This window comes from Stenotrophomonas sp. S49 (genome assembly GCF_016624905.1).
In the GTDB taxonomy this organism is placed as follows: domain Bacteria; phylum Pseudomonadota; class Gammaproteobacteria; order Xanthomonadales; family Xanthomonadaceae; genus Stenotrophomonas.
On record NZ_JACVUD010000031.1, the window covers coordinates 25,185 to 42,883 of the forward strand.

Annotated in this window: 15 protein-coding genes; 6 read left to right on the forward strand and 9 right to left on the reverse strand. The window is 68.1% G+C overall.

Annotated features, from left to right (window positions below; genetic code table 11):
• Positions 1–100 precede the first annotated feature (100 nt).
• From IAE58_RS09045 to IAE58_RS09060, 4 genes are all read right to left on the reverse strand, one after another.
• Positions 101–493 carry a DUF4124 domain-containing protein gene (locus IAE58_RS09045; RefSeq protein ID WP_199933963.1) on the reverse strand — a complete coding sequence of 131 codons (393 nt, stop codon included), beginning with the start codon at positions 491–493 and terminating at the stop codon, positions 101–103.
• Positions 494–939: 446 nt separating this feature from the next.
• The gene (locus IAE58_RS09050) at positions 940–2,226 is read right to left on the reverse strand and encodes a DUF445 family protein (protein ID WP_199933962.1); all 1,287 of its coding nucleotides are present in this window, start codon (positions 2,224–2,226) and stop codon (positions 940–942) included.
• Positions 2,227–2,297: 71 nt separating this feature from the next.
• The gene (locus IAE58_RS09055) at positions 2,298–3,176 is read right to left on the reverse strand and encodes a plasmid replication/partition related protein (RefSeq protein WP_199933961.1); all 879 of its coding nucleotides are present in this window, start codon (positions 3,174–3,176) and stop codon (positions 2,298–2,300) included.
• A gap of 63 nt (positions 3,177–3,239) precedes the next feature.
• Positions 3,240–4,592 (reverse strand): aspartate aminotransferase family protein, encoded by a 1,353-nt coding sequence (locus IAE58_RS09060; protein WP_199933960.1) that lies wholly within the window; start codon positions 4,590–4,592, stop codon positions 3,240–3,242.
• Positions 4,593–4,711: 119 nt separating this feature from the next.
• On the opposite strand from IAE58_RS09060, the gene IAE58_RS09065 reads away from it, so the two are divergent.
• The gene (locus IAE58_RS09065; RefSeq protein ID WP_199933959.1) at positions 4,712–6,208 is read left to right on the forward strand and encodes an aldehyde dehydrogenase; all 1,497 of its coding nucleotides are present in this window, start codon (positions 4,712–4,714) and stop codon (positions 6,206–6,208) included.
• A 121-nt stretch (positions 6,209–6,329) separates the two neighbouring features.
• Here IAE58_RS09065 and IAE58_RS09070 read toward each other — a convergent pair whose 3' ends face one another.
• On the reverse strand, positions 6,330–6,971 hold the full coding sequence (locus tag IAE58_RS09070; RefSeq protein ID WP_233614948.1) for a hypothetical protein: 642 nt from the start codon (positions 6,969–6,971) through the stop codon (positions 6,330–6,332).
• Positions 6,972–7,116: 145 nt separating this feature from the next.
• Between IAE58_RS09070 and IAE58_RS09075 the strand changes: the two genes are divergently transcribed.
• Positions 7,117–8,397, forward strand: a complete 1,281-nt coding sequence (locus tag IAE58_RS09075; RefSeq protein ID WP_199933957.1) for an MFS transporter — start codon at positions 7,117–7,119, stop codon at positions 8,395–8,397.
• A 6-nt stretch (positions 8,398–8,403) separates the two neighbouring features.
• On the opposite strand, the gene IAE58_RS09080 is transcribed toward IAE58_RS09075, so the two are convergent.
• Positions 8,404–8,865 carry a bacteriohemerythrin gene (locus IAE58_RS09080; protein WP_108749130.1) on the reverse strand — a complete coding sequence of 154 codons (462 nt, stop codon included), beginning with the start codon at positions 8,863–8,865 and terminating at the stop codon, positions 8,404–8,406.
• Positions 8,866–8,950: 85 nt separating this feature from the next.
• Positions 8,951–10,294, reverse strand: coding sequence for a diguanylate cyclase (locus IAE58_RS09085; protein ID WP_199933956.1), 1,344 nt, complete (start codon positions 10,292–10,294; stop codon positions 8,951–8,953).
• 285 nt (positions 10,295–10,579) lie between these two features.
• Here IAE58_RS09085 and IAE58_RS09090 point away from each other — a divergent pair, with 285 nt between their 5' ends.
• The gene (locus IAE58_RS09090; protein WP_108749131.1) at positions 10,580–11,011 is read left to right on the forward strand and encodes a hypothetical protein; all 432 of its coding nucleotides are present in this window, start codon (positions 10,580–10,582) and stop codon (positions 11,009–11,011) included.
• 50 nt (positions 11,012–11,061) lie between these two features.
• Here the strand turns inward: IAE58_RS09090 and IAE58_RS09095 are convergent, their stop codons facing one another.
• Both IAE58_RS09095 and IAE58_RS09100 read right to left on the reverse strand, forming a co-directional pair.
• On the reverse strand, positions 11,062–12,642 hold the full coding sequence (locus IAE58_RS09095; protein WP_233614947.1) for an MASE1 domain-containing protein: 1,581 nt from the start codon (positions 12,640–12,642) through the stop codon (positions 11,062–11,064).
• 178 nt (positions 12,643–12,820) lie between these two features.
• Positions 12,821–14,059 (reverse strand): FAD-binding oxidoreductase, encoded by a 1,239-nt coding sequence (locus tag IAE58_RS09100; protein ID WP_233614949.1) that lies wholly within the window; start codon positions 14,057–14,059, stop codon positions 12,821–12,823.
• 199 nt (positions 14,060–14,258) lie between these two features.
• Here IAE58_RS09100 and IAE58_RS09105 point away from each other — a divergent pair, with 199 nt between their 5' ends.
• From IAE58_RS09105 to IAE58_RS09115, 3 genes are all read left to right on the forward strand, one after another.
• Positions 14,259–15,020 (forward strand): gamma-glutamyl-gamma-aminobutyrate hydrolase family protein, encoded by a 762-nt coding sequence (locus IAE58_RS09105; protein ID WP_199933953.1) that lies wholly within the window; start codon positions 14,259–14,261, stop codon positions 15,018–15,020.
• Positions 15,017–16,414 carry a glutamine synthetase family protein gene (locus IAE58_RS09110; protein WP_199933952.1) on the forward strand — a complete coding sequence of 466 codons (1,398 nt, stop codon included), beginning with the start codon at positions 15,017–15,019 and terminating at the stop codon, positions 16,412–16,414. The genes IAE58_RS09105 and IAE58_RS09110 overlap by 4 nt, the downstream gene beginning before the upstream one ends.
• Positions 16,415–16,504: 90 nt before the next feature.
• Entirely contained in the window at positions 16,505–17,617 is a 1,113-nt protein-coding gene (locus IAE58_RS09115) for a polyamine ABC transporter substrate-binding protein (RefSeq protein WP_108761659.1), read from the forward strand.
• Positions 17,618–17,699 lie beyond the last annotated feature (82 nt).

A 17,699-nucleotide genomic window follows, 5' to 3' on the forward strand; every position in this document is an offset into this window, starting at 1 on the left:
GGGGGCGCCGGGTGGCTGAGCGTACAACCGATCAGTAAATGATAGGCATTCGCATTTCGTTAATCAAGTGTGTATGCGCGCGCCGCGGCGTGGCCGCGCTTCAGCGTGAAGCGCAGCTGCGGGTGACGTCGTCGTTGAGCTGGCGCGCGGGCGTGCGCGAGCCGAACCACTCGGCCAGCTCGCGGCGCGTGCGGGCCTTGTCGCAGGCTTCGGCATTGCTGGCCGCCTCGATTACCGTGCCGGTCACCGGCGCGGCACCACGGCCGGCATTGGCCTGCAGTTCGCGCCGCGCAACGCGCAGCTCGCGGTCCACGCGCTCGGCCTCCTGCCAGCTCAGTTTCGGGTCACGCACGATCGGTCGGGTCACCCCGGTATCCTGCCCGGCCGGGCAGGGCGTGCTCTGGTAGATGGTGCGGCCACCGTCGTTGCACTTGTACACGCGCTGCGCGCATGCGTCACCAGCCGCCAGCAGCAGCGGCAGCAGAACCAACATCCTTTGCATGGATCCCCCCGTGGGCCACCCTGGCCCACATGGCGCGGGAGCATACGGAGTGTGACCCCCGTCGCGCAATACGCCTGCGCCATCCACCACAGCTGGGGTCAGAGCCCGTTGCTGCGCAACGGGATCCGACCCCGTGCCGTTCGGACAGATCGCGGGAAACTGTCGAAGGCGGGGTGGGTCCGGTTGCGGGGGCGTGAGCCGCATGGATGCGGCTACCGAGCTTACATGGGTGAGGGCGCTTTGCTTGCGAAGCACTGCTTCGCAAGCGCCCGAACGCACAGCCGCCAGCGGCTGGGCCGGGCCCCGGAGGGGGACTTGCAGCGTCCCCCGCAACCGGACCCACCCCGCCATCCCACGGAATGCCAGCTTTTGACGTTGCTTCAGTCGAGCATGGCTCGACTCTACAGGGGTACAGGGCGCAGCCCTGTCGCCCTCCCTCAGAACCGGAATACCACCGTCGCGGCATGCAGCAACAACCCGATCAGCCCGCCCACCAGGGTGCCGTTGAAACGGATGAACTGCAGGTCGCGGCCCACGCTCAGTTCCAGCTGTTCCACCAGGTGGCGCTCGTCCCAGCCCTTCACCGTCTGCGCGATGTGGCTGGTCACCCCTTCGCGCAGGCGCCCGGTCAGGCGCTGCGCACCTTCCAGCAGATGCTGGTTCAGCGCATCGCGCAGGGCCGGGTCGGCCTGCAGCGTCTGCCCCAGCGACGCCAGGCTGCGCTGCAGATGCCCCACCAGCGCCGAATCGTCGCGCTGCAGGTCGGCGCGCAGCGTGGCGTGGATGCGCGACCACAGGCCCTGCACGTACTCCTGCAGGGCAGGGTGGTCGATCATTTCCTGCTTCAGCTGTTCGATGCGCTCGGCCAGCGCCGGATCATCGCGCAGGCGCTGTACGTAGTTCTGCAGCCAGGTTTCGTAATCCTGGCGCAGCGGATGCTGCGGCTCGGCCAGTACCTGCTGCAGTTCCTCCAGCACCGCCCGCGCCAAGCGCTCGGCCAGGCTGTCGCCGATCTCGTCGATCGGCTTCACCCAGTTCACCGTGCTGGACAGCGTGGGCCACTCGCGTTGGATGTAGCGCACGATCAGCTGCGAGGCGCGTTCTTTTACTTCCGGCTGTTCCAGCCAGCGGCCCAATCGTTGCAGGCCTTCGTCCAGCACGCGCTGGTGGCGGCCATCGGCGGTCAGCAGGGCCAGCAGTTCGCCGGCAGTGGCCGCCGCGTTCCACTGCCGCAGCTGCTGCACCACGAAGCCATGCAGCTGCCGGCGCACCGCGCCTTCATCGAAGAAATCCAGCGCCTGCAGGGCCCAGCCACGGGCCATGTCGGCCAGCATGCGCGCGCGTTCGGGTTCGGCCAGCCAACTGCCCAAGCGGCTGGCCGGGTCGAACACCTGCAGGCGGGCCAGCAGCACGCCCGGTTCCAGGAACTGGTCGCGCACGAACAGGGCCAGGCTGTCGCCGATGCGTTCCTTGCTGCGCGGAATGATGGCGGTATGCGGAATGGGCAGCCCCATCGGCCGCCGGAACAGCGCGACCACCGCGAACCAGTCTGCAAGTGCGCCCACCGCGGCGGCTTCGCAGAAGGCCGACACCCAGGCCCAGATGCCCCGTTCACCCTGCCAGTGGCTGACCGCGAAACCGGCCAGCATCAGCAGCAGCAGGCCCAGGGCCAGGGCTTTCAGGCGCCGCAGCTGGGCGCGACGCGGATCGATGGCAGAGGTCATGGCCGCAGTCTAACCGGCACCGGATGACGCCAACGCAACGGTGGCGCCGGGCAGGGCCCAGCGCCAGCCGATCACAGGGCTTCGAGCTGCTTTCGCAGTGCGGCCAGCTGCGCGCGCAGGGTGTCGTTCTCGCGGGTCAGCGCCACCACCCGGCGGCGCAGTGTCGGCGCGTCTTCGCCCAACTGCTCCAGCGCCGACAGCACCTCGGCATCGCGGCTGGCCACCTCTTCGTCGCTGGGCTCTTCGAAATCCATCTCGGCCGGTTCGGGCTTCGGCGCGCGCGGCTTGCGCTTGGATTCGCGCACGCGCTTGGCGGCCTGCTTCAGTTCGTCCTTGCCACCGGCCGCAGCCGCGCGCTGCTCTTCTTCCGGCAGGTCGGCCACGGCGGCGGCCGCGCTGATCGAAATCACCCCGGCCTTCACTGCCTCTACCACTTCAGCCGCGGCCTGGGCGTGGATGCGCTCGATCATGCCCACCTGGCTGGTGCTCAGCTTGGCTTCGCGGGCCAGTTCGGCGCGGCTGACCTTCGGTGCCGGTTCCCACGGCGGGCTGTCTTCGCCCGCGTCGTCGGCCGGGTCGGCCGTGCCATCGCTTTCGCGCTGCAGCTGCGCCTGTTCCACCTGCTTGCGTGCGGACAGGATGTCACGCTTGCGCAAGGCCAGCACACCGCGCTGGAAGTCGGACACGCTGCGGCGGCCCAGGTGCTGCTCGATCATCCACAGGTGTACGTCTTCCATGGTCTGGAAGCGGGTGTTCTGCACGGTGTTGAACGGCAGGCCGTGTTTCTGGCAGATGCCAAAGCGGTTGTGGCCGTCCACCAGCACATCGCCCCACAGCACCAGCGCATCGCGGCAGCCTTCGGCCAGGATGCTGCGCTCCAGCGCGTCATGCTCGTCGGCGGTCAGCGGGTCGATGTAGGCCTTCAATTCTTCTTTGACGACGATATCCATAGGCACGGCAACAGGCAGGAGCGGAACCGACCATTGTACCCGCTCGCCCGGTCCGGCCCCGGCTCAGGCGGTGGCCCGGATCATCTCGCCCAGGATGGTGGTGATCTGGTCGATCTGTGGCTTGTCCACGATCAGCGGCGGTGACAGCGCGATGATGTCGCCGGTGCAGCGCACCAGCAGCCGGCCATCGTGGAAGCAGCGCCGGAACACCTCGTAGCCGCGGCTGCCGGGAGCATCGCGGCGCGGCGCCAGTTCCACCGCGCCAACCAGCCCGAAGTTGCGGATGTCGATCACGTTGGGCAGGCCCTGCAGCGCATGCAGGCGTTCCTGCCAGTACTCGCCCAGCTCGATGGCGCGCTCGAACAGCCGCTCTTCGGCGTAGATGTCCAGTGTGGCCAGGGCCGCGGCGCAGGCCAGCGGGTGGCCCGAATACGTATAGCCATGGAACAGTTCGATGGCCTGCGCCGGGCCCTGCATGAAGCTGGCATGCACCGCGTCGCTGACCAGCACCCCGCCCAGCGGCACGGCGCCGTTGCTGGCGCCCTTGGCGAAGGTCAGCAGGTCCGGGGTGACCCCGAAGCGCTGTGCCGCGAAGGGCATGCCGACCCGCCCAAAGCCGGTGATCACTTCGTCGAACACCAGCAGGATGCCGTGCTGGTCGCAGATCTCGCGCAGCCGCTGCAGGTAGCCGGGGGCCGGCAGGATCACCCCGGCCGAGCCGGCCACCGGCTCGACGAACACCGCGGCAATGGTGGACGGGTCGTGCAGTGCGACCAGCCGTTCCAGGTCATCGGCCAGTTCGGCACCCTGCCGCGGCAGGCCCTTGCTGAAGGCGTTGCGCTCCAGGTCCAGGGTGTGCCGCAGGTAGTCCACGCCGCCCAGTTGCAGGCCGAACTGTTTGCGGTTGTTGGGCAGTCCGCCCAGCGCCATGCCGCCGAAACCCACCCCGTGGTAGCCCTTTTCGCGGCTGATGAAGCGGGTGCGCTGGCCTTCGCCGCGCAGGCGATGGTGGGCCAGCACGATCTTCATCGCGGTATCCACCGCTTCCGAGCCGGAACTGGTCAGGAACACATGGTTCAGGCTGGCCGGGGCCAGTGCGGCCAGGCGCTGGGCCAGGGCGAAGGCCGGCGGCGAACCCATCTGGAAACCGGGCGCGTAGTCCAGCGTGGCGGCCTGGTCGGCGATGGCCTTGATGATGCCGGGACGGGCGTGGCCGGCATTGCAGCACCACAGGCCGGCCGTGCCATCGAGGATGCTGCGCCCATCCACATCTTCGTAGTGCATGCCGGCGGCGCGCACCAGCATGCGTGGCGCACCCTTGTATTGGCGGTTGGCGGTGAACGGCATCCAGTACGCATCGAGCGATTCGGGGCGCTGGGTCGCCAGCGCGTGCGGGTCGATCGCGGGATTCTTCATGCCGCCTCCGTCGGGTCCGTTGCGCTGACTGTAGCGCAGCCGGTGGGCGCGATGCCCGCTCACGGGCGGAATGCGGGCGTGGCGGTATAACCGGGGCAGTTCTCCACCCGGAACCGGACATGGCCGACTTCCCCGACCGCAGCCATTGGCAGGCACTGGCCGGCCAACTGGCCCTGCCATCGCAGGCCTTCATCGATGGCCGCTACGTGGACGCAGCCAGCGGCGCCCGCTTCGACTGCATCAGTCCCATCGATGGGCGCGTGCTGGGGCAGGTGGCCGACTGCGATGCACACGACGTGGACCGTGCGGTACTGGCCGCGCGCCGCGCGTTCGATGCGGGCCACTGGTCGCAGGCCAGCCCGTCCCATCGCAAGCGCGTGCTGCAGGCGCTTGCCGCGCTGGTGGAACACCATGCCGACGAACTGGCGCTGCTGGAAACGTTGGACATGGGCAAGCCGGTGCGCGATGCGCGGCGCATCGACCTGCCCGGCGTGGTGCGCTGCCTGGGCTGGACGGCCGAGGCGGTGGACAAGCTGTACGGCGGGATAGCGCCCACCGGGCCGCACGAACTGGGCCTGGTCAGTCGCGAGCCTGCCGGCGTGGTGGGCGCCATCGTGCCGTGGAATTTCCCACTGCTGATGGCCTGCTGGAAGATCGCGCCGGCACTGGCGATGGGCAATTCGGTGGTGCTGAAGCCGTCCGAGCGCTCACCGTTGAGCGCGCTGCGGCTGGCCGCGCTGGCCGCCGAAGCCGGGCTGCCGGACGGTGTGCTGAACGTGCTGCCGGGCCATGGCGAACGCGTGGGCGAACCGCTGGCCCTGCACATGGACGTGGACGTGCTGGCCTTCACCGGTTCCACCGCCACCGGCGCCCGGCTGCTGCAGTACGCCGGTCGTTCCAATCTGAAGCGGGTCTGGCTGGAGTGCGGTGGCAAGAGCCCGCACCTGGTCTTTGCCGATGCACCGGATCTGGATGCTGCGGCCAAGGGCGTGGCGCAGGGCATCTTTTTCAATCAGGGTGAGGTCTGCACGGCGGGCTCGCGCCTGTTGGTGGAGCGCTCGATCCGTGATGATTTCGTGCACCAGGTGCTGGCGTACGCGCGGCACATGCAGCCGCGGCACCCGCTGGAAGCGGACGCGCCGATGGGCGCGCTGGTGGATGCGGCGCACGTGGAAAAAGTGCTGGCCGATATCGCCCGCGGCGAGGCCGACGGTGCGCGCCTGCTGCTGGGTGGGCAACGCGCGCAGGTCGAGGCGGGCGGATGCTACGTGCAGCCCACCGTGTTCGACCAGGTGCGGCCGGAACAGGCGCTGGCCCGCGAAGAAGTGTTCGGGCCGGTGCTGGCAGTGTTGGGTTTCGACGGCGAAGCCGAGGCCGTTCGCCTGGCCAATGACAGTCGCTATGGATTGGCCGCCGGACTGTGGACGCGCGATCTGGGCCGCGCCCACCGCGTGGCCCGCCAGTTGCGCGCGGGCAGCGTGTGGGTGAACGGCTGGGATGGCGGAGACATGACCGCGCCGTTTGGCGGCTACAAGCAGTCGGGTAATGGCCGCGACAAATCGCTGCAGGCCTTCGACAAGTACAGCGAGATCAAGGCCACCTGGATCCAGTTGTAGAGTCGAGCTTGCTCGACTGCTCTTCGCTTTCTGTAGAGTCGAGCTTGCTCGACTGCTCTTCGCGAACGGCAGTCGAGCAAGCTCGACTCTACAACGGCCGGGCCGTCGAGCAGGCTCGACGCTACCGGCAACGTGCGCTGACCACGGCCACGGCGTCACGCAGTGCCTGCCGGTCCACGTCCTTCACCGCGCCCTGGAAATAGGCCATGTCCTGCTTCCCCAGTTCGCATGGATCGATCATGTAGCCCGGCGGCCACAGCCCCAGCAGTTGCGCCACGCCCTGCACGATCTGCTCGGGCGACATCTGCGGGCGCATGTGGAAGTAGTTCCGGCGCGGGGCGAATGCCGCGTGTACTTCGCGGCGACCCAGCAGCCTGGGGGCTACCCCGGCGGCAGTGATGCCATCACCTCCCTCGATGCCGCCGGCTGGCAGGCCCAGCGACAGCGGTGCCGTCGTTGGCGCCTCGTCGCGCTCCATGGCGACAACGCGCGGCGCTGCGGAGGGCGGACGCTGCTGCATGGCAGGCCGTGCCGTGGATGCCGCAACAGGTTCAGCGCGCAGCGGCACGGGCGGTGGCAATGCCGGCGCCGCTGGCAGCCAGCGCAGATTGATGCGTGCTTCATCGGCAGGCGGCGGGTCGATGCGGCCGCTGTGCCACAGCCAGGCACCCAGCAGCGCATGCAGCAGCACCACCAGCAGGCAGGCCACGCCGCGCGGCAGCAGTGGCGAATCGGACCAGCGCAACACCACAACAGGGGCCATCGGCAGCGCATCCATGCAGTAACCGGTGGCGCAGCGTAACGCGCGGTCAGAAAAATTCCGTTGTCTTGGTGTCGGCTGAAACCATCGTCCCGTCAGGCCGTCCGCGCGTGGCAGAATCGGTCGATCCACCTTCCACGCCTCGCCGATGTCCACGCTCTCCGCTGCCGCTGCCCCCGTGAATTCGCCCCGTCGTGTGCTGCTGGCCAGCCTGATCGGCACCACCATCGAATTCTTCGACTTCTACATCTACGCCACCGCGGCGGTGCTGGTGTTCCCGCACCTGTTTTTCCCGGAAAGCAGCGACCAGGCGGCCCTGCTGCAATCCCTGGCGACTTTCGCGGTGGCCTTCATCGCGCGGCCGGTGGGCTCGGCGGTGTTCGGCCACTTCGGTGACCGCATCGGTCGCAAGGCCACGCTGGTGGCGGCCCTGCTCACCATGGGTCTGTCCACTGTCGCGATCGGCCTGCTGCCGACCCATGCGCAGATCGGCCTGTGGGCGCCGGCGCTACTAGCCCTGTGCCGTTTCGGGCAAGGGCTGGGGCTGGGCGGCGAATGGGGCGGGGCGGTGCTGCTGGCTACCGAAAACGCACCGCCGGGCAAGCGCGCCTGGTACGGCATGTTCCCGCAGCTGGGGGCACCCTTGGGCTTCCTGTTGTCGGCCGGCATCTTCCTGCTGCTCGGCCGCTGGCTCAGCCAGCAGGATTTCCTGCAGTGGGGCTGGCGCATTCCGTTCGTGGCCAGTGCGCTGCTGGTCACCCTCGGCCTGTGGGTGCGCTTGAACATCCACGAAACACCGGATTTCCAGAAAGCGCTGGACCGCAAGGCGCCGGTGCGCCTGCCGATGTGGACGGTGCTGCGCCACCACGCGCTGCCCATGCTGCTGGGCACGCTGGGCGCCTTTGCCACCTTCGTGCTGTTCTACCTGATGACGGTGTTCAGCCTGGGCCATGGCACCGCGGTGCTGGGCTACAGCCGCGAGCAGTTCCTGCTGATGCAGATGGTGGCGATGCTGTTCTTCGCCGTTGGCATTCCCTTGTCGGCACGCTACGGCGACCGTTGGGGCACGCGGCGCACGATGATCATCGCCAGCGTACTGATCCTCGGCTTCGGCGTACTCTTCGCGCCGCTGTTCCAGGCCAACAGCCCGTGGCTGGTGCTGGTCTTCCTGTGCCTGGGCCTGTTCCTGATGGGCCTGACCTACGGCCCCTGCGGCACCTTCCTGGCCGAAATCTACCCGGTGGAGGTGCGCTATACCGGCGCCTCGCTGTCGTTCAACCTGGCCGGCATCCTCGGTGCCGCACCGGCGCCGTACTTGGCCACCTGGCTGGCCGAACGCTTCGGCCTGGTGGCTGTCGGCTACTACCTGTGCCTGACCGCGGTGGCCACGCTGTGCGCGCTGGTGGCGCTGCACCGGCGCGGCCGTTGATGGCCTTCAGCCGAAGATGCGCTTGAGCGTGCGGCCCAGCCAGCCGCCGCTCTGATGCTCGCGGGTGAACTGGTTCAAGTGCGCCTTCACCTGCTCGGCATAGGCCTGGTCGTCGCCACGGATGTGGTTGAACAACCAGCGCGACAGCATGGTGCGCAGCTCGTCGCTGACATCCTCGCCGGCCTGGAAACGCAACCGGTACTCGGCCACGCGCTTGATGAAGATTTCATGCACGCGCTTGTGCGCCGCGCAGAACGGATAGCCCGCTTCCTCCATCAACTCCTCTTCGAACGCGAAGTGGGACATGGTGTAGTCCACCACCTCGTCGATCACCTCGGCCACCGCCACGCGCTGCAGGCTGGACTGTGCCACGTGCAGGTGGTTGAGCATTTCCACGATGCGCCGATGCTGCTGGTCGATCACATCGATGCCCGTGTTCAGATCGTCCTGCCAGAGCAGTAGTGCCATCCTTGCGCCCCCTTCATGCTGATGTCGGGTGCGACTGTAGGCGCGCGCCCAGCAGGCGGCGTTGATCTGGATCAAAGCATGCGTGTCAGGATAAAGCAGGCTCACGCGCGCGCTGTGGCGCGGCCACGGTGGTGCTGCTGACCCGGTTGCGGCCGCCGGCCTTGGCCAGGTACAACTGCCGATCCGCTTCGGAAATCAGCCGGTGCAGCGAATCGCGCTGCGGCTGCAGGCAGCACAGGCCAATGCTGACCGTCATGCGCAGGGTGGCCGTGCCGATGTCCACCTCCAGCGCGGCGATGCGCTGGCGCAGGTCTTCGAAGTACTGCAGCGCTTCGTCCTGCCCCATGTCCGGCACCAGCAGGCAGAATTCCTCGCCGCCGAAGCGCGCGATCAGGTCCTGGCTGCGCGCATGGTCGCCCACCGCGCGGGCGACGGCGCGCAGGGCATCGTCGCCGGCTTCGTGGCCGTAGGTATCGTTGATGTGCTTGAAGTGGTCGATGTCGATCATCGCCACCGCCACGCTCTGGCCATGCAGCTGCAGCTGCGGCAGCTGGCGCTGGCTCTGTTCCAGGAAACAGCGGCGGTTGGGCAGGCCGGTGAGGAAATCGCGGGTGGCCAGATCCTGCAGGGTACCGATCAGTTCCAGCTGGTCCACGTTCTGCGAGACGCGGCAGAAGAATTCTTCGCGCGAGAATGGCTTGCGCAGGAAATCGTTGGCGCCGTTCTTCAGGAAGCGCGGAATCAACGAGGCGTCGGTGTTGCCGGAAATGCCGATCACCGCCACCTTGTCGCGCGAGCGCAGGGTGCGCAGGCGGCGGGTGAATTCCACGCCCTGCATGCCCGGCATTTCCTGGTCCACCACCGCCAGGCGGATGGCCGGATGGGCCTCGATGGCCGCCAGACCTTCGCTGCCGTCGGCCGCTTCGTACACTTCATGGCCGTACATGCGCAGCAGCGCGGCCGCATAGCCACGTGCGGACGGCGAATCGTCCACTACCAGCGCGGCGATGCGCCGGTTGCGTTCCAGCCGCTGTACCAGCCATACCAGGTAATCGATGCTGCCCGGGGTGTTCTTCAGCACATAGTCGATGATCTGCTGCTGCAATACGCGCTTGCGCAGATCTTCGTCATACACGCCGCTGACCACCACGGTCGGCAGATCGCGCTTCAGGAAGAACTCGACCACCGCATCGCGGTCACCATCGGCCAGCACCAGTCCGGTCAGCACCAGGAACCAGCCGTCTTCCTCGCTCAGTAGGCGGCCGGCTTCGGCCAGGGTGGATGCCACCACCACAGGCAACTCCAGGCGCTGTTCGATCGCCTCGCGCAGCATGCCGGTGAACGCACGTGAATTTTCCACCAGCAGGATCCGCTGCGGCAGGGGATCGGCCAGGTCGCCATCGACAACGACCTGCGGCAGGACGGGCATGGTGCGGTGGCTCACGTGGGAGGGCTTGGCCGGGGTAGCGGCCGTTGCAGCCGAAACTTTAGCCCAGGGTGGCCGGTGGCAGCGGGGGGCGGCACATGGCTGCGCTGGCCCCGGACCGGTATGCTCGGTGCCGCTACCCGACCGTCCTGGCCGGGGGCCCTCGGAGTTCCTGGGCACCGCCGGTGCCCGCGCCGATGCACACCGGTTGTGCCAGGCGAACGCGGCAGTGCCTGGCCGCCCATCAACATTCAATCCACAAGGGGGTTGCCCGTGCGTTTTTCCCGTATGCGTATCGCAATTGCAGCGGCTGCGCTGCTGTCCACGCCGATGATTGCTGCAGCCGCCTGCTGCCCCAGCGACGGCAATGGTATCCAGCTGGCCAAGAGTGGTCTGGGCGAAGCGCTGCCCGCCGCACTGAACCTGAGCCAGGATCCGGCCTGGCAGGTCTATGGGTTCCAGCGCGATGGCATCACCTATTTCCAGGTGAATGACCTGACCGGCCAGGTGAAGTTGATCGTCGGCACGCTGGACAACGTGTTCTGGACCCTGCCGGCCGGCAAGTCGCCGGCCAAGACCTCGCTGCCCTCGCAGCGTCTGGTGATTCCGGCCAACGCATCGCGCCAGGTGGTGTACCGCCGCGCCGAGTTCTCGCTGGTGGTCTACGGCAAGGGCGCCGATGCGATCTGGTCGGTGGAACTGCCGGGCGAAGGCCAGTAAGCACGGTGCATGACCGGCCCTGCTGCATGCGGGGCCGGTCGTTGCTGCGCTCAGCCCAGGCCGTGTGGCGCCAGCCGTGCCCGCAGCGGGGCGTCCTGTTCCACCTGCGCCGGTGAATCCAGCAGCAGCATGCGGATGCGGTTGCCACGGCAGTCCACGCGGCCGCCGTAGGCGATGGCCCGCGCGCTCAACCGGCGCCGCGCCAGCGCCATGGTTTCCTCAGACAGCGTACGGTGGCGGTCCAGCAGACCCACCGTTACTACGATTCCGCGCTGCGCGCCGCGTCGACCGCAGCGTGCGCGCACCTGGATCTGCCCACGCTCGCCGTTCAGCAGCAGTGACACGGCCTCGGCCAGGGTGCGGTAGGTGGCCAACTGCAGGCCCAGGTTCAACTGGCAGGGGTCGCCCTGCAGCTGGTGACGGCCCAGGCGATCTGTCGCGTCCCAGGCCTGGTGGATGCCGCTGGCCTGCAGGGCCAGGTACAGCCCCAGCTGCTCCAGCTCGGCCGGGTAGACCATGCTGGTCAGCTCGCGGAACTGTCGTGAATGGCTCGTCGCTGTGCCCAGCAGTTGCCGCGCGGGTTCGTGGTGGCCGTGCAGCTTCAGCAGTTCGGCGGTCTTGCCCAGCGATGCTTCAATGTCATCGGCAATCCGGCGCAGCGCCAACGCACGCTGGCGCAGGTCCATTTCGTTGGCGATGTGCGCGTTGCGGGAAAAGTCGGCGGCCTGCCGACCGGCCTGGTCGTGGTGCGCGTACTGGTGGTAGTGCTGGCTGATGCGCGAGCCCAGCGCCAGCAGCGCGGTACCGGCTACTGCCACGATCTGCACGGTCATGAAGGTGCGCTCGTCGAACGAGCCGGGCAGGCCACTGCTGGGCGTGCCCACGCTGATCAGCATGTTCAGCAGCGGCACGGCCACCGCCGCGCCACGCCAGCCGTGCATGCAGGTCAGAGCCACTGCAGGCAGGGCCATCAGCAGCTGCAGGCTGGTCTTGGCCGGATCGGAACTGGCGCCGGCCCAGATTGCCGCGCCGCCCAGCAGCAGCATGGCTGCCAGCGATGCCAGCGTCGGCCACTGCCGCCAGCTGGACCAGTCATGGCCCGCACTGCGCTGCGACCACAGCAGAGCCAGCGGGACCACGGTGATGATGGCGATGTAGTCGCCCAGCACGTAGCGCACGGCGGTGCCCAGCACCGGATCGGACGGCGGGGTGGGCCACAGCAGATGGGCCAGGCCCAGCTTCAGTACCACGGTGGCCAGCGCGGCCCACGCGGCGATGGACAGTACCCAGCCTTCACCGGCCGTGGCCAGGCGACGACGGTGCAGGCCCACCACCAGGGCGACCGCCGGTATCAGGCAGGCCGATGCCAGCACCACCCACGGCAGGCCATAGCGGTCGACCATGGGGTAGCGCATCTGCGCGAAGTAGGCGTATTCGCCCAGGATCAGATAGCCCCACAGCCGGGGCGGGCACAGCAGCAGCGCGGCCACGCGGATGCCGGCCGGCAGGTAGAACTGGTCCAGCGAAATCTGCCGGGTGGCCCAGCAGGCAAGCGCATACAGCGCCGCCAGAGCAAGCCCCGCCGGCCGGATACGCACATCCAGGCGAATTCCATTCGTCCACCAGTTCAATCGCAAGCCTCCCTTGCTGCTGCGCGTAAGCGCCACCCAGGCATCGCACCTGGCCCCAGTCCGCGACAGTATCGGCTGACGCGGATGCTTGCAATTGCCTGCAACCGGCGTGCCGCGGCGGCCGGTGCCCACCGCGGGACGCAGGTGCTGACCGGGTTCACACTTTCACATCAGGCGGTTACCACAGGGCGTCGCGCAGCTTGTACCAGGACATGGCCGCCACCAGCAGCGGGGTCCGCAGCAGGCGCCCGCCCGGGAAGGGGGCGTGGTGCAGGCGCTGGTAGACGTCCAGGCGTTCGCTCTGGCCGGCGATCGCCGCGGCGATCACTTCGCCGGCCAGCCCGGCCGCGGCCACGCCGTGGCCGGAAAAGCCCTGCGCGAAGTACAGGGTGGGGTCCAGCCGGCCCCAGTGCGGGGCGCGGTTGCGGGTGATGTCCACGAAGCCGCCCCAGACCTGTTCCAGGCCTACATCGGCCAGCTGTGGGAAGACCTGCTGCATGCGCCGCTGCATCACCCGGCGCAGGCCCGGCGGCGGCAGCGCCGAATAGCTGGCGCGGCCGCCGAACAGCAGGCGGTGGTCGTGGCTGAGGCGGAAGTAGTCCAGCGCCCAGGCGGTGTCTGCCACCGCCATGTTGTTGGCGATCAATGCGCGCGCGCGTTCGGCGCCCAGCGGTGCGCTGGCGCCCACGTAGGTGCCGACCGGCATGATGCGGCGCTCCAGGTCGGGCAACAGGCCCTGCAGCAGCGCGTTGCCCGCCACCACCAGATGGCGGGCGTGCACGCTGCCGGCGGCCGTGTGCAGGGCCGGCGCCGAACCGCGCTGCAGCCGCACCACCGGTGAGCGTTCGTGGATGACCACCCCGGCCGCACGCGCCGCGTCGGCCAGGCCGCGTGCGTAGGCCAGCGGGTGCAGGTGGGCACTGAGTGGGTCGAACATGGCCGCGCGGTAGCGCGGGCTGTCCAGCTGGGCGGCAAGGGTGGGGCGGTCCCACCATTGCATGGGGTAGTCGTAGTGGCGCTGCAGGTGTTCGCAATGCCCCAGCAGCTCGCGCTCGTGGCGGGCGCGGATGGCCACGCTGGCGTGACCTTCCACCCAGTGGCAATCAATGGCATGGCGATCGATGCGCCGGCGCATTGCCTGCACGGCCTCGCGTGACCAGTCGAACAGAAGGCGGGCGTCGGCGCGGCCGACCTCGCGCTCCAGCGTGTCCACTTCGCAGCCGTAGCCCACCAGCGCCTGGCCGCCGTTGCGGCCCGACGCTCCCCAGCCGATCCGCTGCGCTTCCAGCACCACCACCCGGTAGCCGCGTGCGGCCAGTTCCAGCGCGGCGGTCAGGCCGGTGTAGCCGGCGCCCAGCACCGCCACGTCGGCCTGCACCTGGCCTTGCAGGGGTGGCAGTGGCGACGGCTCGGGCAAGCTGGCCGCGTACCAGCTGGGCGGGAAGGCCGCGCTCACAGAGGCCCTCGCAGGCGTACGGTGGGCGGTTCGGACGGGGCAGGGGAGGCGCTGTTCACCCGCGTAGTTTCGCCCAGCGGCGTGCCCGTGGACGTGATGGCGACGGCTTGCCGCCCTGGCCACGGCGCAGGTACCGTGCAGGCACGCCAAGGAGTCCTGCATGCGCCGCCTGCCCGCGGTGGGCCTGCCCACCGACAGCACCGTCATGGGCCACCATCGTTTCGCGGTGGCTGGCGAAAAGTACGTCCGCGCACTGGTGGACGCCGCCGAGGTGACGCCGTGGCTGCTCCCCAGCCTGCAACCGCCGTTGCCTGCCGCAGACTGGCTGCAGGATCTGGACGGGCTGCTGCTGACCGGCGCGGTCAGCAACATCGAGCCGCAGCACTACGAAGGCGGGCGCACCTGGCCGGGAAACCCGCATGACCCGGCGCGCGATGCCAACGCGTTCGCGCTGCTGCAGGTCGCCCTTGCGCTGGACCTGCCGGTGCTGGCGGTCTGCCGTGGCTTCCAGGAACTGAATGTCAGCCTGGGCGGCAGCCTGCACCCGCAGGTACATGCCGTGCCGGGCCTGGCCGACCATCGTGAAGATCCGCAGGCCGCGGTCGAGGTGCAGTACGGGCCGGCGCACAGCGTGCAACTGGTCGCCGGCGGCTGGCTTTCACAGTGGCACGGCGGCGACACGGCGCAGGTCAATTCGGTGCACGGGCAGGGCATTGCGCGGCTGGCACCGGCGCTGCAGGTCGAGGCCACCGCCAGCGATGGTCTGGTCGAAGCCGCACGCAGTGGCCACCACCGCTTCGTGCTGGGCGTACAGTGGCACCCGGAGTGGCGTGTCACGCAGACGCCGTTCTATCACGCTATTTTCCGTGCTTTCGGCCAAGCTTGCCGTCAGTACCAACAGAAACGACTGGATGCCCGATGAGTTCCCGACCGCGCCCGCGCAAGACGGCCACGCCCCACGAGCCGCAGGAAAGCAGCCTGCTGCGCTGGCTGAAGGAACGGCGCATCACCGAAGTGGAATGCCTGGTGCCGGACATCACCGGCAACGCGCGCGGCAAGATCATTCCCGCCGACAAGTTCTCGCACGACTACGGCACGCGCCTGCCCGAGGGCATCTTCGCCACCACCGTCACCGGCGAATTTCCCGATGACTACTACGACCTGACCTCGCCGTCGGACTCGGACATGATGCTGCGCCCGGACCCGGACACGGTGCGCATGGTGCCGTGGGCGGCCGATGCCACCGCGCAGGTCATCCATGACTGTTACACCAAGAGCGGCGAGCCGCACGAGCTGGCCCCGCGCAACGTACTGCGCCGCGTGCTGGCCGCCTATGCCGAACTGGGCCTGCGCCCGGTGGTGGCACCGGAACTGGAATTCTTCCTGGTGCAGAAGAACACCGACCCGGACTTCCCGCTGCTGCCGCCGGCCGGCCGCTCCGGGCGCCCGGAAACGGCGCGGCAGTCGTACTCGATCGATGCGGTGAACGAATTCGATCCCATCCTTGACCTGATGTACGACTACGCCGATGCCATGAAGCTGGACGTGGACACCTTGATCCACGAATCCGGCGCGGCGCAGCTGGAGGTCAACTTCACCCATGCCGATGCGATGGACCTGGCCGACCAGGTATTCCTGTTCAAGCGCACCATGCGCGAGGCGGCCATGCGCCACGGCGTGTACGCCACCTTCCTGGCCAAGCCGATGGAAAACGAACCGGGCAGTGCCATGCACATCCACCAGAGCCTGGTGCGGGTGAGCGACGGCAGCAACGTGTTCGCCGGCGAAACCCACGCCGAAGGTGAGTTCAGCCCGGTATTCGGCCACTACCTGGGCGGCCTGCAGAAATACGTGCCGCAGGCGATGGCCTTCTTCGCCCCCAACGTCAATTCCTACCGTCGCCTGGTGTTCGGCGAAGTCTCGCCCAGCAATGTGCACTGGGGCTATGACAACCGCACCTGCGGTCTGCGCGTGCCGCTGGACACGCCGGAAAACATGCGGGTGGAAAGCCGCTTCGCCGGTTCCGATGCCAACCCCTACCTGGCGATGGCCGCGACCCTGGCCTGCGGCCTGCTCGGTATCCGCGAGCGGCTGGCCCCGGACGCGCCGGTGACCGGCAGCGCCAAGGAGCTGGGCTACAACCTGCCGCGCTCGCTGGGCGAAGCGCTTGATGGGCTGGAACAGTGCAGTGAGCTGCAGGCCCTGCTGGGCGAGCGCTTCTGCCGCGCCTACATCTCGGTCAAGCGCAAGGAATACGAGACCTTTTTCCGGGTGATCAGCTCCTGGGAGCGTGAGTTCCTGCTGTTGAACGTGTGAAGACCCGCAATTGATGAATGAGCCGCCGGGGGGTAGGCTGGCACCCGTCGCCGGCCCGGCCGGCCCCCCACCCGCATTCTGGAGCACCCGATGAAGCTGCGTATCCTCACGCTCGGCCTGGCCTCCGCCTTGCTCGCCGCCTGTGGCGGCGGTGGCAACGGTGGCGCGCAGGACAGCAAGGTCCTGAACGTCTACAACTACAGCGACTACATCGCCGAAGACACCATCCCCAACTTCGAGAAGGAGAGCGGGACGAAGGTCACCTACGATGTGTTCGACAGCGACGAGATGGTCGAAACCAAGCTGCTGGCCGGCAACAGCGGCTATGACGTGGTGGTGCCCACGCTGAACTTCTTCGGCCGCCAGATCCAGGCCGGCGTGTTCCTGCCGTTGGACAAGAGCAAGATTCCGAACCTGGCCAACCTGGACCCGTCGGTGATGCAGCGCATCGCCACCCAGGACCCGGACAACAAGTACGGCGTGCCGTACATGATCGGCACCACCGGCATCGGCTACAACGTGGACATGCTGAAGGAGCGTTTCGGCGGCAGCGCCGACATCGCCAACAGCTGGGACCTCATCTTCAAGCCGGAAAACATCGCGAAGATGAAGGACTGCGGCGTGACCATCCTGGACACGCCGGCCGACATGATCCCGATCGCCCTGCATTACCTGGGCCTGGACCCGCACAGCGGCGACCCGGCCGAACTGCAGAAGGCCGCCGACCTGCTGAAGTCGATCCGCCCGTACGTGCAGAACTTCCACTCCTCGCAGTACGTGGGCTCGCTGGCCAACGGCGGCACCTGCCTGGTGGTGGGCTGGTCGGGTGACATCATCCAGGCCCGCGACCGCGCCGAAGAAGCCAGCAACGGCGTGCACGTGGCTTATTCGATCCCCAAGGAAGGCGCCCCGCAGTGGTTCGACATGCTGGCCATCCCCAAGGACGCCAAGCACCCCGAAGCCGCCTACGCCTTCATCAACTACCTGCTGGAACCGAAGGTTGCCGCAGCCAACACCAACTTCATCCACTACGCCAACCCGGTGACCGCCGCCACCCCGCTGGTGGACGAAGCGATCCGCACCGACCCGACCATCTACCCCCCGGCCGACGTCGCCGCGAAGATGTTCACCTACTCGATCAACACCCCGGAAACCGACAAGCTCTACACCCGCCTGTGGACCGAAGTGAAGACCGGCAAGTAGGTGCCAACCGTTGGTCGGCACGCTTTCCAGGAGGGCCGCCCAACGGTCGGCCCCCCCCAGATAAAGAAAAGGGAGGGCAAGG

Bases quoted from the DNA above. Each gene is read 5' to 3' on its own strand.
- IAE58_RS09045 (WP_199933963.1), bottom strand. From the start codon at position 493: ATGTTGGTTCTGCTGCCGCTGCTGCTGGCGGCTGGTGACGCATGCGCG.
- IAE58_RS09050 (WP_199933962.1), bottom strand. From the start codon at position 2,226: ATGACCTCTGCCATCGATCCGCGTCGCGCCCAGCTGCGGCGCCTGAAA.
- IAE58_RS09055 (WP_199933961.1), bottom strand. From the start codon at position 3,176: ATGGATATCGTCGTCAAAGAAGAATTGAAGGCCTACATCGACCCGCTG.
- IAE58_RS09060 (WP_199933960.1), bottom strand. From the start codon at position 4,592: ATGAAGAATCCCGCGATCGACCCGCACGCGCTGGCGACCCAGCGCCCC.
- IAE58_RS09065 (WP_199933959.1), top strand. From the start codon at position 4,712: ATGGCCGACTTCCCCGACCGCAGCCATTGGCAGGCACTGGCCGGCCAA.
- IAE58_RS09070 (WP_233614948.1), bottom strand. From the start codon at position 6,971: ATGGCCCCTGTTGTGGTGTTGCGCTGGTCCGATTCGCCACTGCTGCCG.
- IAE58_RS09075 (WP_199933957.1), top strand. From the start codon at position 7,117: ATGTCCACGCTCTCCGCTGCCGCTGCCCCCGTGAATTCGCCCCGTCGT.
- IAE58_RS09080 (WP_108749130.1), bottom strand. From the start codon at position 8,865: ATGGCACTACTGCTCTGGCAGGACGATCTGAACACGGGCATCGATGTG.
- IAE58_RS09085 (WP_199933956.1), bottom strand. From the start codon at position 10,294: ATGCCCGTCCTGCCGCAGGTCGTTGTCGATGGCGACCTGGCCGATCCC.
- IAE58_RS09090 (WP_108749131.1), top strand. From the start codon at position 10,580: ATGCGTATCGCAATTGCAGCGGCTGCGCTGCTGTCCACGCCGATGATT.
- IAE58_RS09105 (WP_199933953.1), top strand. From the start codon at position 14,259: ATGCGCCGCCTGCCCGCGGTGGGCCTGCCCACCGACAGCACCGTCATG.
- IAE58_RS09110 (WP_199933952.1), top strand. From the start codon at position 15,017: ATGAGTTCCCGACCGCGCCCGCGCAAGACGGCCACGCCCCACGAGCCG.
- IAE58_RS09115 (WP_108761659.1), top strand. From the start codon at position 16,505: ATGAAGCTGCGTATCCTCACGCTCGGCCTGGCCTCCGCCTTGCTCGCC.